Origin of the sequence: Maricaulis maris MCS10, assembly GCF_000014745.1 — a bacterium.
In the GTDB taxonomy this organism is placed as follows: domain Bacteria; phylum Pseudomonadota; class Alphaproteobacteria; order Caulobacterales; family Maricaulaceae; genus Maricaulis; species Maricaulis maris_A.
Genome location: NC_008347.1, coordinates 3,079,660 through 3,095,948, shown reverse-complemented (window position 1 = coordinate 3,095,948; position 16,289 = coordinate 3,079,660). Strand labels below are relative to the sequence as shown.

Annotated in this window: 16 protein-coding genes; 8 read left to right on the top strand and 8 right to left on the bottom strand. The window is 62.4% G+C overall.

Annotated features, from left to right (window positions below; all coding sequences use genetic code 11):
* Positions 1-148 precede the first annotated feature (148 nt).
* The 8 genes from MMAR10_RS14475 to MMAR10_RS14440 all read left to right on the top strand — a co-directional run bounded on the left by MMAR10_RS14475 (position 149) and on the right by MMAR10_RS14440 (position 9,230).
* Positions 149-2,332: a primosomal protein N' gene (locus tag MMAR10_RS14475; protein WP_011644732.1), complete on the top strand. Its 2,184-nt coding sequence runs from the start codon at positions 149-151 to the stop codon at positions 2,330-2,332.
* Between the two features lie 58 nt (positions 2,333-2,390).
* A complete protein-coding gene (locus MMAR10_RS14470; RefSeq protein ID WP_011644731.1) occupies positions 2,391-3,119 on the top strand; it encodes a TerC family protein in 729 nt (242 codons plus the stop codon).
* 258 nt (positions 3,120-3,377) lie between these two features.
* Complete coding sequence (locus tag MMAR10_RS14465) at positions 3,378-3,917, top strand: F0F1 ATP synthase subunit delta (RefSeq protein WP_011644730.1); 540 nt, start codon at positions 3,378-3,380, stop codon at positions 3,915-3,917.
* A gap of 4 nt (positions 3,918-3,921) precedes the next feature.
* Complete coding sequence (atpA, locus tag MMAR10_RS14460) at positions 3,922-5,454, top strand: F0F1 ATP synthase subunit alpha (protein WP_011644729.1); 1,533 nt, start codon at positions 3,922-3,924, stop codon at positions 5,452-5,454.
* A 33-nt stretch (positions 5,455-5,487) separates the two neighbouring features.
* A complete protein-coding gene (locus MMAR10_RS14455) occupies positions 5,488-6,375 on the top strand; it encodes a F0F1 ATP synthase subunit gamma (RefSeq protein WP_011644728.1) in 888 nt (295 codons plus the stop codon).
* Between the two features lie 17 nt (positions 6,376-6,392).
* The gene (gene atpD / locus MMAR10_RS14450) at positions 6,393-7,832 is read left to right on the top strand and encodes a F0F1 ATP synthase subunit beta (protein ID WP_011644727.1); all 1,440 of its coding nucleotides are present in this window, start codon (positions 6,393-6,395) and stop codon (positions 7,830-7,832) included.
* 124 nt (positions 7,833-7,956) lie between these two features.
* Positions 7,957-8,733 carry a hypothetical protein gene (locus tag MMAR10_RS14445; RefSeq protein ID WP_011644726.1) on the top strand — a complete coding sequence of 259 codons (777 nt, stop codon included), beginning with the start codon at positions 7,957-7,959 and terminating at the stop codon, positions 8,731-8,733.
* Between the two features lie 95 nt (positions 8,734-8,828).
* A complete protein-coding gene (locus MMAR10_RS14440) occupies positions 8,829-9,230 on the top strand; it encodes a F0F1 ATP synthase subunit epsilon (protein WP_011644725.1) in 402 nt (133 codons plus the stop codon).
* A 25-nt stretch (positions 9,231-9,255) separates the two neighbouring features.
* On the opposite strand, the gene MMAR10_RS17355 is transcribed toward MMAR10_RS14440, so the two are convergent.
* The 8 genes from MMAR10_RS17355 to egtD all read right to left on the bottom strand — a co-directional run bounded on the left by MMAR10_RS17355 (position 9,256) and on the right by egtD (position 16,268).
* A complete protein-coding gene (locus tag MMAR10_RS17355; protein WP_418904041.1) occupies positions 9,256-9,582 on the bottom strand; it encodes a helix-turn-helix domain-containing protein in 327 nt (108 codons plus the stop codon).
* Positions 9,583-9,748: 166 nt separating this feature from the next.
* Complete coding sequence (locus MMAR10_RS14430) at positions 9,749-10,240, bottom strand: RNA pyrophosphohydrolase (RefSeq protein WP_041637913.1); 492 nt, start codon at positions 10,238-10,240, stop codon at positions 9,749-9,751.
* An 11-nt stretch (positions 10,241-10,251) separates the two neighbouring features.
* Complete coding sequence (locus tag MMAR10_RS16500; RefSeq protein ID WP_011644723.1) at positions 10,252-11,589, bottom strand: divergent polysaccharide deacetylase family protein; 1,338 nt, start codon at positions 11,587-11,589, stop codon at positions 10,252-10,254.
* Positions 11,590-11,741: 152 nt separating this feature from the next.
* On the bottom strand, positions 11,742-13,055 hold the full coding sequence (locus tag MMAR10_RS14420; protein WP_011644722.1) for a S41 family peptidase: 1,314 nt from the start codon (positions 13,053-13,055) through the stop codon (positions 11,742-11,744).
* Positions 13,056-13,100: 45 nt separating this feature from the next.
* Positions 13,101-14,306, bottom strand: a complete 1,206-nt coding sequence (locus MMAR10_RS14415; protein ID WP_011644721.1) for a murein hydrolase activator EnvC family protein — start codon at positions 14,304-14,306, stop codon at positions 13,101-13,103.
* A gap of 32 nt (positions 14,307-14,338) precedes the next feature.
* A complete protein-coding gene (rlmH, locus tag MMAR10_RS14410) occupies positions 14,339-14,809 on the bottom strand; it encodes a 23S rRNA (pseudouridine(1915)-N(3))-methyltransferase RlmH (RefSeq protein WP_011644720.1) in 471 nt (156 codons plus the stop codon).
* Positions 14,810-15,241, bottom strand: a complete 432-nt coding sequence (gene rsfS, locus MMAR10_RS14405; RefSeq protein ID WP_011644719.1) for a ribosome silencing factor — start codon at positions 15,239-15,241, stop codon at positions 14,810-14,812. It lies immediately after the preceding gene.
* Between the two features lie 22 nt (positions 15,242-15,263).
* The gene (egtD, locus tag MMAR10_RS14400; protein WP_011644718.1) at positions 15,264-16,268 is read right to left on the bottom strand and encodes an L-histidine N(alpha)-methyltransferase; all 1,005 of its coding nucleotides are present in this window, start codon (positions 16,266-16,268) and stop codon (positions 15,264-15,266) included.
* Positions 16,269-16,289 lie beyond the last annotated feature (21 nt).

Here is a 16,289-nt window from a genome sequence, read left to right as displayed (position 1 = left end):
TCTCGGTTTGAGCGGTCACTGTTGGGGTATTCGGTTTACGATATGCAAACCGACGGCGCCGGCGCAGACAAAACATGAGGTGGGTCGGCGAATGAATGCGGCTGGACCGGTATAGTCGCATAAGAATCAAGCCCTCAAACCTTCGCCCATGCCGCAGGCCCCGACCGTGACCGAAGATAGCCCGTATCGCGTCTCCATCCTGTTTCCGCTGCCTTTGCCAGAGGCGTTTGACTATCTGGTGCCACCGGAGATGTGTCTGCAGCCGGGAGACCATGTCGTCGCTCCGTTGGGAAAGCGCGCGGCGCGGGGCGTGGTCTGGGCCGTCAAGCCGGGCCCGGGCGAGCGGGCGCTAAAGCAGGTGGAGGAGCCAGCCGGCGGGGCGCCCCTTCCGGAGGGTACCCGCCTCTTTGTCGATTGGCTGTCGCGCTATCTGGTCCAGTCGCCCGGGATCGTCTTGCGCTCGGTCCTGCGTTCGGGAGATGCCCTCAAACCCTCTCCGACGGAAACTGTGTATCGACGTGGCAGCGGCGAGCCAGACCGTATGACCGATGCGCGGGGTCGCGTTCTTGATGCTGTCGAGGTGCTGCACGAGGCCAGCGCTGCCGACCTTGCCCGCGAAGCCGGCGTCACGGCGTCGGTCGTGAAGGGCCTCGCGAAATCGGGGGCACTTGCCGAACTGACGCGACCGGTTGATCCACCCTTCGGTCTGCCCGACTCGGAGCGTGAAGGTCTGACGCTGACGATGATGCAGGCCGAAGCGGCGGGGGTTTTGCGCCGTCTTGTTCGTGCTGGTGGCTTCCAGGCGGCGCTGCTGGACGGGGTCACGGGCTCTGGTAAGACGGAAGTCTATTTCGAGGCGATTGCCGAGGTGCTCCGCCGCGAACCCGGGGCGCAAATCCTGATCATGCTGCCCGAGATTGCCCTCACCGAGGCGGTGCTTTCGCGCTTCAAGGCTCGCTTCGGAGTCGAACCGGCATTGTGGCACTCCGGCGCCAGCCCCAAAGCCAGGCGCCGGGCCTGGCGCGAGGTCGCAGAGGGGCGGGCGCGGATCGTGGTCGGGGCTCGCTCGTCACTGTTTCTGCCATTTCCCAAGCTCCGCATGGTCATTGTCGATGAGGAGCATGACCCGACCTACAAACAGGATGAGGGCCTGCCCTATCAGGGCCGTGATCTGGCTGTGGTGCGGTCAAAGATAGAGGGGGCAATGGTCATTCTCGCCTCGGCAACCCCGTCACTTGAGAGTCTCTCCAATGCGCTGGCCGGGCGCTATGTTCATGTCCGACTGGCCGCCCGTCCCGGCGCAGCCGTTTTGCCGGAAGTCGACACGATCGACCTGCGCGAGCATCCGGCCGAGACGGGGCGCTGGCTGTCGCCGCCCATGATCGAAGCGGTCCGCGACACGCTGGAGCGGGGCGAGCAATGCCTCCTCTACCTCAATCGCCGGGGATATGCGCCGCTGGTCCTGTGTCGGACCTGCGGCCACCGCATGGTGTCTCCAGATACGCAATCCTATCTCGTCGAGCATCGTTACACTGGCCGCCTGGTCTGCCATGTCACCGGATTTTCCATGCCAAAGCCGGCCCATTGTCCGGCCTGCAATGCGCAAGACAGCCTGACCTCGATCGGACCGGGCGTTGAGCGGGTCGCCGAAGAGGCGAAGCTCACCTTTCCGGATGCGAGCGTAGAGATCTATTCGTCCGACAGTCGATCCGGGGCCGAGATTGTTGCGGCCATGGAACGGGGTGAGATCGACATTCTCGTCGGCACCCAGATCGCCGCCAAGGGGCATAATTTTCCTGGTTTGACCTTGGTCGGCGTAGTCGATGCCGATCTGGGCCTGGCCGGTGGTGACCCGCGTGCCGGCGAACGGACTTTCCAGACCCTGGTCCAGGTCGCGGGTCGGGCCGGGCGGGCTGACCGGCCGGGCCGGGCGTTGCTGCAGACCCATCAGCCGGAGCACGATGCCATCCAGGCCCTGATTGCCGGAGACCGAGACGCTTTCCTGGAAATGGAGGCGATGGTCCGCGAATCGCTGGGGCTGCCCCCCTTCGGCCGTCTCGCCGCAATCGGCTTCATGTCGATGAATCCCGAACAGGTCGACCGGGTTGCGAATGATTACGCCGCCAAGGCGCCCAATTCCGAAGGGGTCGAGATCTGGGGGCCCGCCGAACCACCACGCGCGATGATCCGCGGCTGGCACCGACGCCGTATCCTGGTGCGCGCCGACAAGGAAATCGACATCTCCGCCTATCTTCGGGCCTGGTCGAAGCGCGTGAAGACACCCCCATCGGTGCGGGTGTCAATCGACGTCGAACCCTATAGCTTCATCTGATCGCCGCGCCTCCAGACCCGGAGGCAAAGAGTGTTCTCACAACGAGGGAATATTTATCATGCTGGATCTGCTCGCATCTCCTGAGATTTGGCTTTCCCTCGCCACGTTGACCTTTCTGGAAATCGTTCTGGGCATCGACAATGTGATCTTCGTGGCGTTGATGGCATCGCGACTGAAGGAAGAAGACCGCGCCAAGGCGCGGGCACTTGGTCTTGGGATGGCACTGGTCTTCCGTGTCGTGATGCTGTTTGGGCTGGTGTGGATCACGAAGCTGGAAACCGAGCTCTTCGAGATTTTCGAGCATGGCTATTCCTGGCGCGATCTGATCCTCGTTGCCGGCGGGCTTTTCCTGCTTGGCAAGGGCACGTTGGAGATACATCACGCCGTCGAAGGTCCCGGCCAACACGCGGGCAATTCCGTTCATGCTGCATTCGCGACAATTGTCGCCCAGATCGTTGTGATTGACGTTGTCTTCTCCCTGGATTCGGTGATCACAGCGGTCGGCATGACGGATGAGGTGCCGATCATGATTGCTGCCGTTGTTATAGCCATGGGGGTGATGTTGCTGGCTGCCACCACGGTCGCCACCTTTATCGAACGCCATCCGACGACGAAGATGTTGGCCCTGTCCTTCCTGCTCCTGGTCGGTGTGGCACTCGTTGCCGACGGGTTGGGATTCCACATTCCGCGCGGCTATCTCTACTTCGCGATCGCTTTTTCGCTCCTGGTCGAAACATTGAATATTTTCGCGAGGCGGTCGCGGACCGAGGGTGATCCGGACACCTGATGGGCAAAGGCCGGGGTGCCGTGTCTCGATTTGTGTCGCAGCAGATTGCGTCCGTACGCTGAAACACCCGGTGCCAGTGGCTTGCTGCCCGCTCCCCCCTGTGCTATCGCAGCGCCGAACCTGAGGGGCTTGCAGTGCAACACGGTAAGCCTCGTTTCTTATATCGTTGAACATCAAGCGTTTATGTCGTTCGCGACAAATTGATGAGCGCTGATCCAGCTAGAGAGTGACGTCACGGTGAAGACCGGCGAAGACGCCATGACAGCCGAAGCCGCGGGCCGCTATGCGACCGCGTTGTTCGAGCTGGCGAAATCCGAAGGTGCTGCGGAAGCTGTCGAGGCCGATCTCGCAGCCCTGCGCGCCATGCTGACTGAATCCCCGGAACTGGCTGACGCGCTGGCCTCGCCGCTGCACGCTGTCGAGGTCAAGGCCGGTATTCTCTCGGCGCTGGCCAAGAAGGCCAAGTTCAACGTCCTGACGGCCAATGCCTTTGGCGTTGCTGCACGAAACGGTCGCGCCGGTGATCTGGGTGACCTGGCGCGCGTTTACGCCGCGCTGGCTGCCGCCGACCGAGGTGTCGTGACTGCCGATGTGCAGACCGCGGCCGCTTTGACCAAGAAACAGACCGAAGCCCTGGCGGCTTCGCTGAAAAGTGCCTTCGGGCGCGAAATCGAGGTCCGTACGGAAGTACGGCCTGAATTGATGGGCGGACTGATCGTCAAGGTCGGTTCCCGCATGTTCGACTCTTCCCTCCGCTCCAAGCTGGATGGGATGAAGACCGCGATGAAAGAGGCCTAGGTCCATGGACATCCGTGCCGCAGAAATCTCTGCGATCCTCAAGGATCAAATCAAGAATTACGGCGCCGAAGCGAAAGTTTCGGACGTTGGTAGCGTGCTGTCCGTCGGTGACGGTATTGCACGTGTCTATGGCCTCGATGAGGTGAAAGCCGGTGAGCTCGTTGAGTTCCCGGGCGGGATCAAGGGCATGGCCCTGAACCTCGAGCGCGACAATGTCGGCTGCGTGATCTTCGGCGATGACCGGGGCATCAAGGAAGGCGATACCGTCAAGCGTCTCGGCTCGATCGTGGATACCTCCGTCGGCAAGGGTCTTCTGGGCCGCGTCGTTGACGGTCTCGGTGAGCCGATCGATGGCAAGGGTCCGCTCAAGGGCGTTGCCGAGCGCCGCCGCGTTGACGTCAAGGCGCCGGGCATCATCCCGCGTAAATCGGTTCACGAGCCGATGGCAACGGGTATCAAGGCGATTGACGCCATGATCCCGGTCGGCCGTGGCCAGCGCGAGCTGATCATTGGTGACCGCCAGACCGGCAAGACCGCGATTGCGCTGGACACCATCCTCAACCAGAAAGCCATCAACGAAGGCGATGACGAGAGCGCCAAGCTCTACTGCATCTACGTCGCCGTCGGCCAGAAGCGCTCCACGGTCGCCCAAATCGTGAAGACGCTCGAGGAAAATGGCGCACTGGATTACACCATCATCGTTGCGGCCACCGCTTCGGACCCGGCTCCGATGCAGTTCCTGGCACCGTTCACGGCCTGTGCCATGGCCGAGTATTTCCGGGACAACGGCATGCACGCGCTGATCGTCTATGATGATCTGTCCAAGCAGGCTGTTGCCTATCGTCAGATGTCCCTGCTTCTGCGCCGCCCGCCGGGCCGCGAAGCCTATCCGGGCGATGTCTTCTATCTTCATTCCCGTCTCCTCGAGCGTGCTGCGAAGCTGAACGAGGCGAACGGTTCGGGTTCCATGACGGCCCTGCCGATCATCGAAACCCAGGCGAATGACGTGTCGGCCTATATCCCGACCAACGTGATCTCGATCACCGACGGTCAGATCTTCCTGGAAACCGACCTCTTCTACCAGGGCATCCGCCCGGCTGTGAACGTGGGTCTGTCGGTGTCGCGCGTTGGCTCGGCTGCCCAGACCAAGGCCATGAAGCAGGTTGCCGGCAAGATGAAGGGCGAACTGGCCCAGTACCGCGAGATGGCGGCCTTCGCCCAGTTCGGTTCGGACCTCGACGCCGCTACACAGAAATTGCTGAACCGGGGTCAGCGCCTGACCGAGCTTCTCAAGCAGCCGCAATTCTCGCCGCTGTCGATGGAAGAACAGGTCTGCGTGATCTACGCCGGTACGCGTGGCTATCTCGACAAGCTGCCGACCAGCGACGTCCAGCGCTACGAAGCGGACCTGCTGCGTCACCTGCACGGCGAGCACGCTGCGCTGCTGGCGTCCATCCGCACCGAGAAGAAGCTGACCGACGACAGCGAAAGCCAGCTGAAGGCGGCCCTCGCCAAGTTCACCGAACATTTCGCGTGAACCTGATCGAGATCAACCGCTGAGGAGTGCCTGATGGCGAGCCTTAAGGACCTTAAAAACCGGATCGGAAGCGTCAAGTCGACGCAGAAGATCACGAAGGCGATGCAGATGGTCGCCGCAGCGAAACTGCGCCGTGCGCAGGAAGCAGCGGAAGCCGCGCGCCCCTATGCCCAGCGCATGGCGGCCGTGATGGCCAATCTGTCGACCGCCATGTCGGGCACACCGGGGGCTTCGCCGCTTCTGGTCGGAACCGGCAAGTCGGACGCCTATCTGCTTGTGGTCATGACCGCAGACCGCGGCCTGTGCGGCGGCTTCAACACGAACATCGTGAAGAAGGCCCGCGAGCGCATCAATGCGCTGAAGGCCGAAGGCAAGGACGTCAAGGTCATCTGCGTGGGCAAGAAGGGCGCTGACCAGCTCAAGCGTAATTTTGCCTCGCTGATCGTCGACAAGATGGAATTGTCTGGCGAAAAGACCATCACCGGTGCCACCTCGGTCCGGATTGGCGACAAGATCCGCCACATGTTCGAGAATGGCGAGTTCGATGTTTGCGAACTCGTTTCGGCTGAGTTCGTCTCGGTCATCTCCCAGAAGCCGCGTGCCAAAGTCCTCATCCCGGCGATCGACGCCATTGATGAAGGCGTTGAACGTCCGGATCTGGGCGGTGCCGTCTACGATGCCGAACCGGATGAGGAAACCATCCTCAACGTGCTGCTGCCGCGTTATGCCGACACGGTCATCCTGTCCGCCCTGCTGGAAAATGTTGCCGGCGAAATGGGTGCCAAGATGGCCGCGATGGATAATGCCACGCGCAATGCCGGCGAACTCATCGACAAACTCAACCTTGTTTATAACCGCACGCGTCAGGCGCAGATCACCACGGAGTTGACTGAAATCATCTCCGGCGCCGAGGCCCTCTAGGCAGAGGAACACCCGCTATGAGCACATCCCAAGGCCGCATCGTCCAGATTACCGGCGCTGTCGTTGACGTTGAATTTGACGGCACCCTGCCGGACATTCTCAACGCGCTTGAAACCACCAATGATGACAAGACGCTGACGCTTGAGGTTGCCCAGCACCTCGGCGAGAACACCGTCCGCACCATCGCCATGGACGCGACCGAAGGTCTGCAGCGCGGCACGGTCGTGACGGATACCGGCGGCCCGATCATGGTTCCGGTCGGACCGGGCACACTCGGCCGTATCATGAGCGTCACCGGTCAGCCGATCGATGAAGCCGGTGATGTTCCGCACACGATGAAAGCACCGATCCACCGTCCCGCCCCGTCTTTTGACGAGCAGGCCACGGAAGCGGAAGTCCTGCCGACCGGCATCAAGGTCGTCGACCTGCTCTGCCCCTACGCCAAGGGCGGCAAGATTGGCCTGTTCGGCGGCGCCGGTGTTGGCAAGACGGTTCTGATTCAGGAACTGATCAACAACATCGCCAAGCTGTTCGGTGGTTACTCGGTCTTCGCCGGTGTCGGCGAGCGGACCCGTGAAGGTAACGACCTCTACTGGGAGATGATCGAATCCGGTGTGAACAAGGACCCCAAGGAGCATGATGGTTCCACGGAAGGTTCGCGTTGCGCCCTGGTCTTCGGCCAGATGAACGAGCCTCCGGGAGCCCGTGCCCGCGTTGCCCTGTCCGGTCTCGCCCAGGCTGAGTATTTCCGCGATGAAGAGGGCAAGGACGTTCTCTTCTTCGTCGACAACATCTTCCGCTTCACCCAAGCTGGTTCTGAGCTGTCGGCTCTGTTGGGCCGCATCCCGTCCGCCGTGGGTTATCAGCCGACGCTGGCCACCGACATGGGTGCCCTGCAGGAGCGCATTACCTCTACCACCAAGGGGTCGATCACCTCGGTTCAGGCCGTTTACGTGCCGGCCGATGACATGACCGACCCGGCTCCGGCCACCACCTTCGCCCACCTCGATGCGACCACGGTTCTCAACCGTGCGATCTCGGAAAAGGGCATCTATCCGGCTGTTGATCCGCTCGACTCCACGTCTCGTATCCTCGAGCCGCGCATCGTTGGTGAAGAGCACTACGGTACAGCCCGCCGCGTCCAGGAAATCCTCCAGCGCTACAAGGCCCTGCAGGACATCATCGCGATCCTGGGCATGGATGAGCTGTCGGAAGAAGACAAGCTGACCGTGGCCCGCGCCCGTAAGGTCGAGCGCTTCCTGTCGCAGCCGTTTGACGTCGCCGAAATCTTCACCGGCTCGCCGGGCATCCAGGTGCCGGTTGCGGATACGGTGAAGGGCTTCAAGGCGATCTGTGACGGTGAGTATGACCACCTTCCGGAAGCCGCGTTCTACATGGTTGGTACCATCGAAGACGCTGTGAAGAAGGCCGAGAAGCTGGCTGCTGAAGCCGCATAGGATAGGCCCTTCCGGCATATCAAGTAAAAAGGCCAGCTCCCCCGGGGGCTGGCCTTTTCTTTTGGGTTCGAACCGGGCAGCCTTCTGTCGGCCCGAGCGAGGCCGGTGACCGGAGGGGAGCGACATGTTCATGACAGTCTTGGTTGCGTTGATGGCAGGGACCGCATCGCCACCTCCGCCGCCCCCACCGGGCCCGGAAGCTGCCCAGGTCGATCATGATGGCTATCGCGGCCAGGACTTGTGGCAGGCTTGGTCGGCCTGGGTTCGCGCCAGCGCGCTGTCCGAACGCGATGCCACTTACGCAGCCGGGCTGGATCGGAGCGGCTGGCGACGTGTCGAAGATGGGCCGAGAACAACCCGCTCGACTGGGTATTGGAATGAAGGCTTCGAGGCCAGCTTCGTGCAGCTTTGCGAGATCTCGACGGACAGGTGTGAGTGGGTCTTCCGAAGTGCCCGCCTGTCGGCCCAACCCGACGCGTTTCATGACCTCGCCGTGCGCACATTCGACGGTCCCGCCATTGCCGAAGACCTGCGCGAGCGCGGGATATCGGCGCAGGACTTGCCACGGCGAGACGCGGTTGCGTTCCCGGGCCTTGTGGCGCTTGAGCCTGGCCTGGAAGGCATGCGCCAAGTACAGGTCGTGTGGGAGCATGACTGTCCGACTGTCGGGGACTGGCGCAACCGGCTTGCCGCCGAGCCTGCATTGCCACTTGGCCCTGTTGCCGGTGCCCAGCCTCTGCGACAAATTCCGCCCTACCCGATTCACGTCCGCCAGATTGTAGAGTTGCCGGTCGACGCATTCAGTGGCGCTGATGTGACCATAAGGATCGAAGGTGTTCGGAACCGGGCGGTCGCCGACCTCTGGCAGGCGGTGACGCGCGGTATTGCGGACTGCCAGTAAAGCCGCAGTCGGGGCGCTGTCGCGGGCTGAAGGAAAGGGGTCCACAAGCCCCGGATTACCTGCTAGACGGACGCGGATTATCGAAGGGTGGACCCATGGCCGACAAACTCCATTTTGATCTTGTCTCTCCGGAGCGTCGCCTGTTCGCCGGCAATGTCGACCAGGTTGTCGTGCCGGGCGAAGAGGGTGATTTCGGCGTGTTGCCGAACCACGCACCGTTCATGTCGGTGATCCGCCCCGGCGCGATCACTGTCATTGATGATGGCAAGGAAACGCGCACCTTCATCCATGGAGGTTTTGCCGAGGTGACCGCCGCCGGCCTGACTATCCTGGCCGAAGAGGCGATTGCTGTTGCCGACATTGATACCGAGAAGCTGGCTCGGGACCTGTCCGACGCACGTGAAGACGTGACTGCGGCGAAGGATGAGGAAGAGCGCGACCAAGCCGCTGCCCTCGTCGCCAAGTATGAAGCCATGCAGGCCGTTGCCGCGCACTAGCGCGAACCGACTGATATTGGGTTGATCAGGGCCGCTCCATCAGGTGCGGCCCTTTTTCATGTCCTGCTCGCCAGGCTGACGGCGTTTGGCCGGTAAAGTCTTTGAAGGCGCAGTTGAAATTCGATCGAGTCTGAAACCCGCAATCCAGCATGAGATCGACAAGAGGTCGGTCTGGCGTTTCGAGCATGAGGCGCTGGGTCTCAGAAACTCGATAGGTCGTCAGCCGGCGGCTGACGGACATCCCCCATTCTTCACTGACCGTTTCGGAACCCTGGCGCTGTGGTCCTCGCCGCCCGGCCTCGCAGGGTATTGGGAAATGCGTGATTGGGAGGCGGCAGGTATCGCACCCCAAGACATCGTCGCGGCCTAATCGTATCAGGGCATGATGCCGACCTTATTATCCTCGGTACGGACCCGCGTATCGCCATCTCGGCGTTCGAGCAGATTGAAACCGTGATTGTGGAGGGGCGGTCGATTGATCGGGCCGGATTGTCAGCGCGGCCGAATGATCTTGCCTATTATTCTTTGCTGAATGGCGCGAAAGCGCGGGCAACTTGCTGATAGACATCCCGTTTCCACGGAATGATAAGGTCAGGAATTTCACTCAACCGACCCCAGCGCCAGGCATCAAATTCGACTTCGGCGTGGGCCTGCAGATCTATGTCTGCTTCACTGCCCTCAAATCGGAAGGCGAACCAGCGTTGTTTCTGGCCAAGATGGCGCTTTTTGTGGAAGCGGGGGTCTTCCCGGACTTCCGGCGGGTAATCATAGGCGAGCCAGCCGTCGATCTCGCCGAGATAACTCACATGTTGGGCCTGGATGCCCGTTTCCTCAGCCAGCTCCCGCAGAGCGGCGTCCTGGACGTCTTCGTCGGCATCAATCCCACCCTGCGGCAATTGCCAGTTCCATGGGCCGGGCGTGCCATCACGCCGGCCCAGCCAGATCTCGCCATCCCGGTTGAACAAGGCAATGCCAACATTGGCGCGATGATGCGGATAAGGGTCTGACATTCCGGTTGTCATCAGTGACCGCTGGCTGCCTGCGCGCCATAGCCGTCATCAGCGCTCCCGGCGTCACTCGGATCGCGTGCCCAGCGATGGTCTGTGGAGGCTGTCTCGTCATGCGGCAGGGCGGAATCCGCCTCGGCCGCCAGGCGGGCTTCGAGGCGGCGACGCGCCATGACGGCTGATGGCGGCGCCAGCTGGTAACCCCGAAGGTCCAGGCTGACAGCCCAATCGCGTATTTGTTCAACAGTGGCCGGATAGGCGAAGCCGGTGCCGAGGGCCGAGCCGTTCTGGATTGCCAGCGCTTCAAGGGCCAGCAGGCGCTCGTCGATAGCGTCGGGTGACAGATCCTCGTCCAGGATCCGATCAGCAACCGCGTATTCGATATCCGTGGCGCCGGCGGCGGCCTCGATGGTCGAACGGCGACCGGCGCCGTCATGCAGGAAGGCGACGCCGCGCCCTTCCAGCGTACCAAAAACCTGGCGCATCGCGTCCTGTGATGCCGAAAAGCGCGCTCCGAGGTAGTTTGTCACACCGAAATATCCGGTCGCCCGGCTCAACACCCAAGCCAGTCTCCGGCTGTTTTCTTCCGCGGTTCCGTCCGCCAGCAAGGTGTGCGGGCCGGGATCATTGTTGGGATAGTCGAACGGTTCCATGGGCGCTTCGATAAGAACCTCATGACCGGCGGCCCGGGCCCGATCAATCCAGACCTGGAGGTCGCGAGCATAGGCCGCGAAGCTCAATGCCACTTCCGGCGGCAGCTCATCGATGGCAGCCTGTGTCACGGTCGAATTGAGACCCATTCCGCCGACCACGACGGCAATCGTTGGTGCCCCGGGGTCGCCATGATAGGGCCGCGCATAGGCTCGCGAGGGGCGGGTGCCGTTCGCTGCTATGACTGGCAGGGGGCCGCCCGGTCCCGGTTCCGTCAGTCCGACGATGGGCGCTTGCGCGAGCGCGTTCGGATTGGTTGCTGCCGCGGCTACACGTGCCTCGGCGTCCGCCGGGTCGGATCCGCTGGTGTCCGCGGCGATTTCCCGACTGGTCGCAGCGGCAGGGGCATGAAAGTCTTCCCGTACGCCTGACAGGCTGACCTCGCCGTCTCCCTCGGGCTCGAGGAAGCGAATGGCGGCGCCATGGTCCCCGGTGTCTCCGCGCATATCACTGGCGACTTGCTCCTCCACTGGAGCCGGCTGTACGCCGCCAATGGCCCGCGGCAATGCGATGTCGCCATTTCCGAACAGCGCGACGCCACCAATCATCAGGCTCAGCATGGCCGCTGCGGCGAGGCCGGCGAACAGGGGGGCGCGCAAGGTCAGAAGCGGTTGAGCGTGGCGAAGAATGGCGGACGACATCGTAACAGCACGGGTCTGGAGTTGCCGGACTGAAGGCCGGATAGCCTTCGGTTAGTCTCCAATGTGCCTGTGTGTGCTGTAAGAAACGGTTAACGGCGGCGGGATCAAACCCGCCGCCATTCCATCCGTAGTCCTCGACCAGGCGGGCCCCGTCAGGGCTGCAGGGACGCCTGCTGGGTTTCCATGGCCGCGTTCAGCAGCTCGACGGCGCGATGCAGCTGATAATCCTCGTCTTCCGCCCAATCCACGGGCGGCTGTTCGACAGCCGCAATGTCGGTGCTTTCGCGTTCATCACCATTCTCGTTGACGAGCGCGCCATCAAGGTCGGCTTCCGAGCCGATCTGCGGTGCCTCGGCCTCGTCGTCGGTGCTGAGCGCCCAGGCGGAAATCTGCTGGTCGGGAATGATTCCGGTTGCCTGAATCGAGCGGCCGGCCGGCGTGTAATAGCGACCGGTAGTCAGACGCAGGGCGCCATCCCGGCCGCCGCGCAAGGGTATGATGGTCTGGATCGAGCCCTTGCCGAAACTCGTCATGCCGACGAGGACAGCCCTTTCCCGGTCCTGCAATGCACCGGCCACGATCTCGGCCGCGCTCGCGGTGCCTTCATTGATCAGGATGATGATCGGCGCATTGTTCAGCCGGTCGCCCGGTCGGGCATTGTAGCGCTGTGTGTCACGCGGGTCCCGGGTGCGGGTGGAGACCACTTCGCCACCATCGAGGAAGACATCCGTCACCCCGATCGCCTGATCAAGCAATCCGCCGGGATTGTAGCGCATGTCGATGATCAGGCCGGGCAGATCGGTTCCGAATTCATCGCGCAACTCGGTCAGGCCTTCATGGACCATTTCGGTCGTCCGCTCGTTGAAGCCGGCAATCCGCATGTAGGGAACGCCGGACTCGATACGGGTCGCCACGGTGCGAAGCGGAATCGTGTCGCGCACCAGCGTCACGTCGAATGGGTCATCTTCTTCGCGGGCGATGGTGATGGTGACCGGGTCGCCGACAGCGCCGCGCATCAGGGCCACGGCCTCGTCAACGGAAATGCCGACGATCGCGTCGCCGTCGACCGCAATGATTCGGTCATTGGTCCGCAAGCCGGCACGTTCGGCCGGCGTGTCGGAAATCGGGGAAACAATGGTGATGTACTGGTCGCGCCGGACCACTTCCATCCCCAGCCCGCCATACTCGCCGCGGGTTGTCACGCGCAGGTCCTCATAGGCATCGGGGCTGTGGTAGGCCGAATGGGGGTCGAGTGAGGCCAGCATGCCTTCGATTGCGGCTTCGATGAGCTCGGCCTGATCGGTGTCCGACACATAGTCGGCCTCGATCCGGCTCAGGACATCGCCAAAAAGCTCGATCTGGCGGAAGCTGGCCGACCGATCTTCCTGGGCACCTTCAGCGGAAACTGCGATGGCAACAGCACCGACGGCAAAAGCCACCACTGAAGCGAAGACATTGATACGCATGCAATCTCGCGTCCTTTGAGCGCGATGGGCCAAGCCCGGCTGCAATCAGGTCCGGAACCAGGGGCCCGGGTCGATCGCATCGTCATTCCGTCTCAGCTCCAGATACAAGTCTGATGCCGGTTGGGCATTCTCTGACATTGCGCCGACCGGCTCTCCGGCGAGCACGCTCTGTCCGACGCTGGCATATGTAACGGCCATGCCTGCCAGCACGACATAGTAGCCATCGCCGACATTGAGTATCAAGAGACCGCCGTATGTGTTGAACGGTCCGGCAAACTCAACCCGGCCATCGAACGGCGATACTACCTGCGCACGGGGCCGCGTCCGAATGAAAATTCCTTCAGATGCTGTGCCATCTTCGGCCAGTTCGCCATATCCACGCACAATCTCGCCTGCCGCAGGCGGGCGCAGGCGACCGCGGGCATCAGCGAACCGCAGGGTTTCCATGGGCGCGTTTGGAATTCGGGCGGCGACCAGATTTCGCGGGGGGCGTGGTCTCGGGGCCGGAATTGTTGTGTCTGGAGGTATGCGGCGCGGGCTGAGTGTTGGCATCACTTCGGCCATCCGGGACAATTCGCTGATCAGTGACCGGATCGAACGGGCCCGTTGCCCCGCTGTACTGGAGGCCTCCAGAAGGGCGACGGCCTCGTTCCGGTGTCGCGCTTCGAGCGCCCGGCGTTCGGCAATCAGCATCTCCAATTCCAGGCGCTGGGCGGACAAGGCCTGCTCGGCGACGCCAAGCGTACTACGTTCAGCCTCGATTGCGGCCCGGACATCGCGCAATTGGGTCAATTGATCCGCGATCTGGTCAGCCCGTTCGCGCAAAGCGGGTGCAACCTCCGCCATCAGCGAGGCCGCCCGGGCAGCCTCTGCGGCATCATCTGGTGAGGCGAGGACTGCTGGCGGAGTCTGGCTCTCAATCCGCTGTATGGCCGCCAGAATGTCGATCAACGTCTCTCGATCCGCGGTCAGGCGGGCCAGAAGACCCCCTTCGATCTCGGCCAGGCGGACCAGCTCACGCTCGGCATTCAGAGCGGCGCTTTCGCTGGCGCCGACACGGGTGCCGACATCGACGAGCTGTTGCTGCATGAGAGCGACTTCGTCGGCCAGTTGCTCAGCCTGCAGGCGGGCGGCCTCGGCCTGGGCTGCATTGTCGCGCTCTTCCTGCTCCAGACGCGCAGCTTCGTCGACATCCGGCGGCGTGGCCGGCTGGGTCTGCAACAACAACAGGGCGGCGAAAACACTCAACATGGCGGAAAGGCTAGCTCGCTCGCGGTTAACGCTCAATCACGATGATAGGGCGTGCCGGCCAGGATGGAGACCGCCCGGTAGAGTTGCTCAGCCAGCATGACTCTCACCAGTTTGTGAGGAAAGACGGCGGGGCCGAAAGACAGCATCAGGTCCGGTTGCGGCAATTGCGATCGGTCATGTCCGTCGGCGCCGCCGATGCAGAATACAGCTTCCCGGCACCCTTCGTCACGCCATTGACCGATCTGCCGGGCCAGCTGCCGCGAGTTCAGTGCCTTGCCCCGCTCGTCAAGGAGCACGATGCGCGCACCCGGGTCGAGGCCAGCCGCAAGGGCACGGCTTTCATCGCTGGAGGACTTGAGTGATCGCGTGTCGATTTCGCTCTCGGCAAACGGGCCAAGACCGATGGCCCGGCCGGTCGCCGTGCCACGATCAAGATAATCGTCCACCAGGGTGCGTTCAGGGCCGGACTTGATCCGGCCCAGGGCGGCGACGCGAAGCCTCACTCAGCCAGCCGACGCGTCCGGTTCAACCGACCACATCTTTTCCAGATTGTAGAATTCCCGGACTTCCGGTCGGAACAAGTGAATGATCACATCGCCGACATCGATGAGCACCCAGTCATTGGTCTGGGTCCCTTCGATGCGGGCCTTGCCGCAGCCGGCATCCTTGAGCTTGCGCACAAGATGATCGGCCAGCGAGGCGACGTGCCTGGCTGAGCGACCGGATGCGATGACCATGATGTCGGTGATGGATGATTTGCCGCGCAGGTCGATGGCGACGACGTCTTCCGCCTTGTCGTCATCAAGCGAGTCGAGGATCAGGGTTTCAAGGGCCTCGGTGGGACCGTCATCGCCGGTGACGCGAACGGCAGCAGCCGTCTCTTGCTCAGCGCGGCGCGATAATTCTGTAGACAGGGTCAGAGTCCTCTCTGTCATCCAAACACAATGATCATCTATATCACGCTTTGGCGGTGGGTTCGAGCCAATGAAGCGAGAACAGGTCAGCATCGTCTGACCAGGTCGACCGGACATTGAAACCCACTGATTCTGCAAGGGAAGTGAAGCTTTCTTGCGTAAATTTGTGGGAGTTCTCCGTGTGGATGCTTTCACCTTCGCGCAGTTGGAAGGTCCGGCCGGCAACGTGAAATTCCTGGGCCTGATCGGCCACAAGATGCATTTCGATGCGGGACTGGTCAGCGTTCCAGACGGCCCGATGGGACAGGCCGTCCGGGTCGATCGTGCCGTCGAGTTCCCGATTGATCCGGTGGATCAGGTTGAGATTGAACCGGGCCGTGACCCCCTGAGCATCATCATAGGCAGCGATCAGACGGGCCGGATCCTTCACACGGTCCGTGCCGATCAGGACAGCATCTCCCGGCCGCATCGCCTGGCGGAAACCGGCGAGCAGTTGCCGGGCGCCGTCCGGCTCGAAATTGCCGACCGTGGAGCCGGGAAAGAAAATGACTCGCCGACCGTCTTCCAGCGGCAGGTGCGAGAGATCGAGCCCCTGGGTGAAGTCGGCACAAATCGCGCCAACCTGCAGCTCGGGATAGGCTGCTGCGATCTCGAGGCAGGCGGCCTCCAGGTGGCTGCCGGAAATATCCAGCCCGACATAGGAGGCGGGGTCAGACAGCGAGTCGAGCAGCTTGCGGATTTTCACGCTGGAACCGGAACCCGGTTCGATGACCACGGCTCCTGGCCCGGCCAGGGTCGCAAGCTCCGGTCCGATACGGTCCAGGATGGCAAGTTCGGTCCGAGTTACATAGTACTCGGGCAACTGGGTAATCTCGTCAAAGATCGCTGATCCCGCCGCGTCATAGAAATAGACTGGCGCCAATTGTTTGGGTTGGCGGGAAAACCCGTCCAGCACATCGGCGAGGAAGTCCCCCGCGGGCGGGTGCTGGTCATCAAAGAAGGCAAGCGCAGCGTGGCCGTTCGGGCGGCCGGAGACCCGGTCGTGCATGGTATCGTCCTGTTGGCGTCG

Coding starts and splice junctions, on each gene's coding strand:
- MMAR10_RS14475 (WP_011644732.1), top strand. CDS start 149: ATGCCGCAGGCCCCGACCGTGACCGAAGATAGCCCGTATCGCGTCTCC.
- MMAR10_RS14470 (WP_011644731.1), top strand. CDS start 2,391: ATGCTGGATCTGCTCGCATCTCCTGAGATTTGGCTTTCCCTCGCCACG.
- MMAR10_RS14465 (WP_011644730.1), top strand. CDS start 3,378: ATGACAGCCGAAGCCGCGGGCCGCTATGCGACCGCGTTGTTCGAGCTG.
- atpA (WP_011644729.1), top strand. CDS start 3,922: ATGGACATCCGTGCCGCAGAAATCTCTGCGATCCTCAAGGATCAAATC.
- MMAR10_RS14455 (WP_011644728.1), top strand. CDS start 5,488: ATGGCGAGCCTTAAGGACCTTAAAAACCGGATCGGAAGCGTCAAGTCG.
- atpD (WP_011644727.1), top strand. CDS start 6,393: ATGAGCACATCCCAAGGCCGCATCGTCCAGATTACCGGCGCTGTCGTT.
- MMAR10_RS14445 (WP_011644726.1), top strand. CDS start 7,957: ATGTTCATGACAGTCTTGGTTGCGTTGATGGCAGGGACCGCATCGCCA.
- MMAR10_RS14440 (WP_011644725.1), top strand. CDS start 8,829: ATGGCCGACAAACTCCATTTTGATCTTGTCTCTCCGGAGCGTCGCCTG.
- MMAR10_RS14430 (WP_041637913.1), bottom strand. CDS start 10,240: ATGTCAGACCCTTATCCGCATCATCGCGCCAATGTTGGCATTGCCTTG.
- MMAR10_RS16500 (WP_011644723.1), bottom strand. CDS start 11,589: ATGTCGTCCGCCATTCTTCGCCACGCTCAACCGCTTCTGACCTTGCGC.
- MMAR10_RS14420 (WP_011644722.1), bottom strand. CDS start 13,055: ATGCGTATCAATGTCTTCGCTTCAGTGGTGGCTTTTGCCGTCGGTGCT.
- MMAR10_RS14415 (WP_011644721.1), bottom strand. CDS start 14,306: ATGTTGAGTGTTTTCGCCGCCCTGTTGTTGTTGCAGACCCAGCCGGCC.
- rsfS (WP_011644719.1), bottom strand. CDS start 15,241: ATGACAGAGAGGACTCTGACCCTGTCTACAGAATTATCGCGCCGCGCT.
- egtD (WP_011644718.1), bottom strand. CDS start 16,268: ATGCACGACCGGGTCTCCGGCCGCCCGAACGGCCACGCTGCGCTTGCC.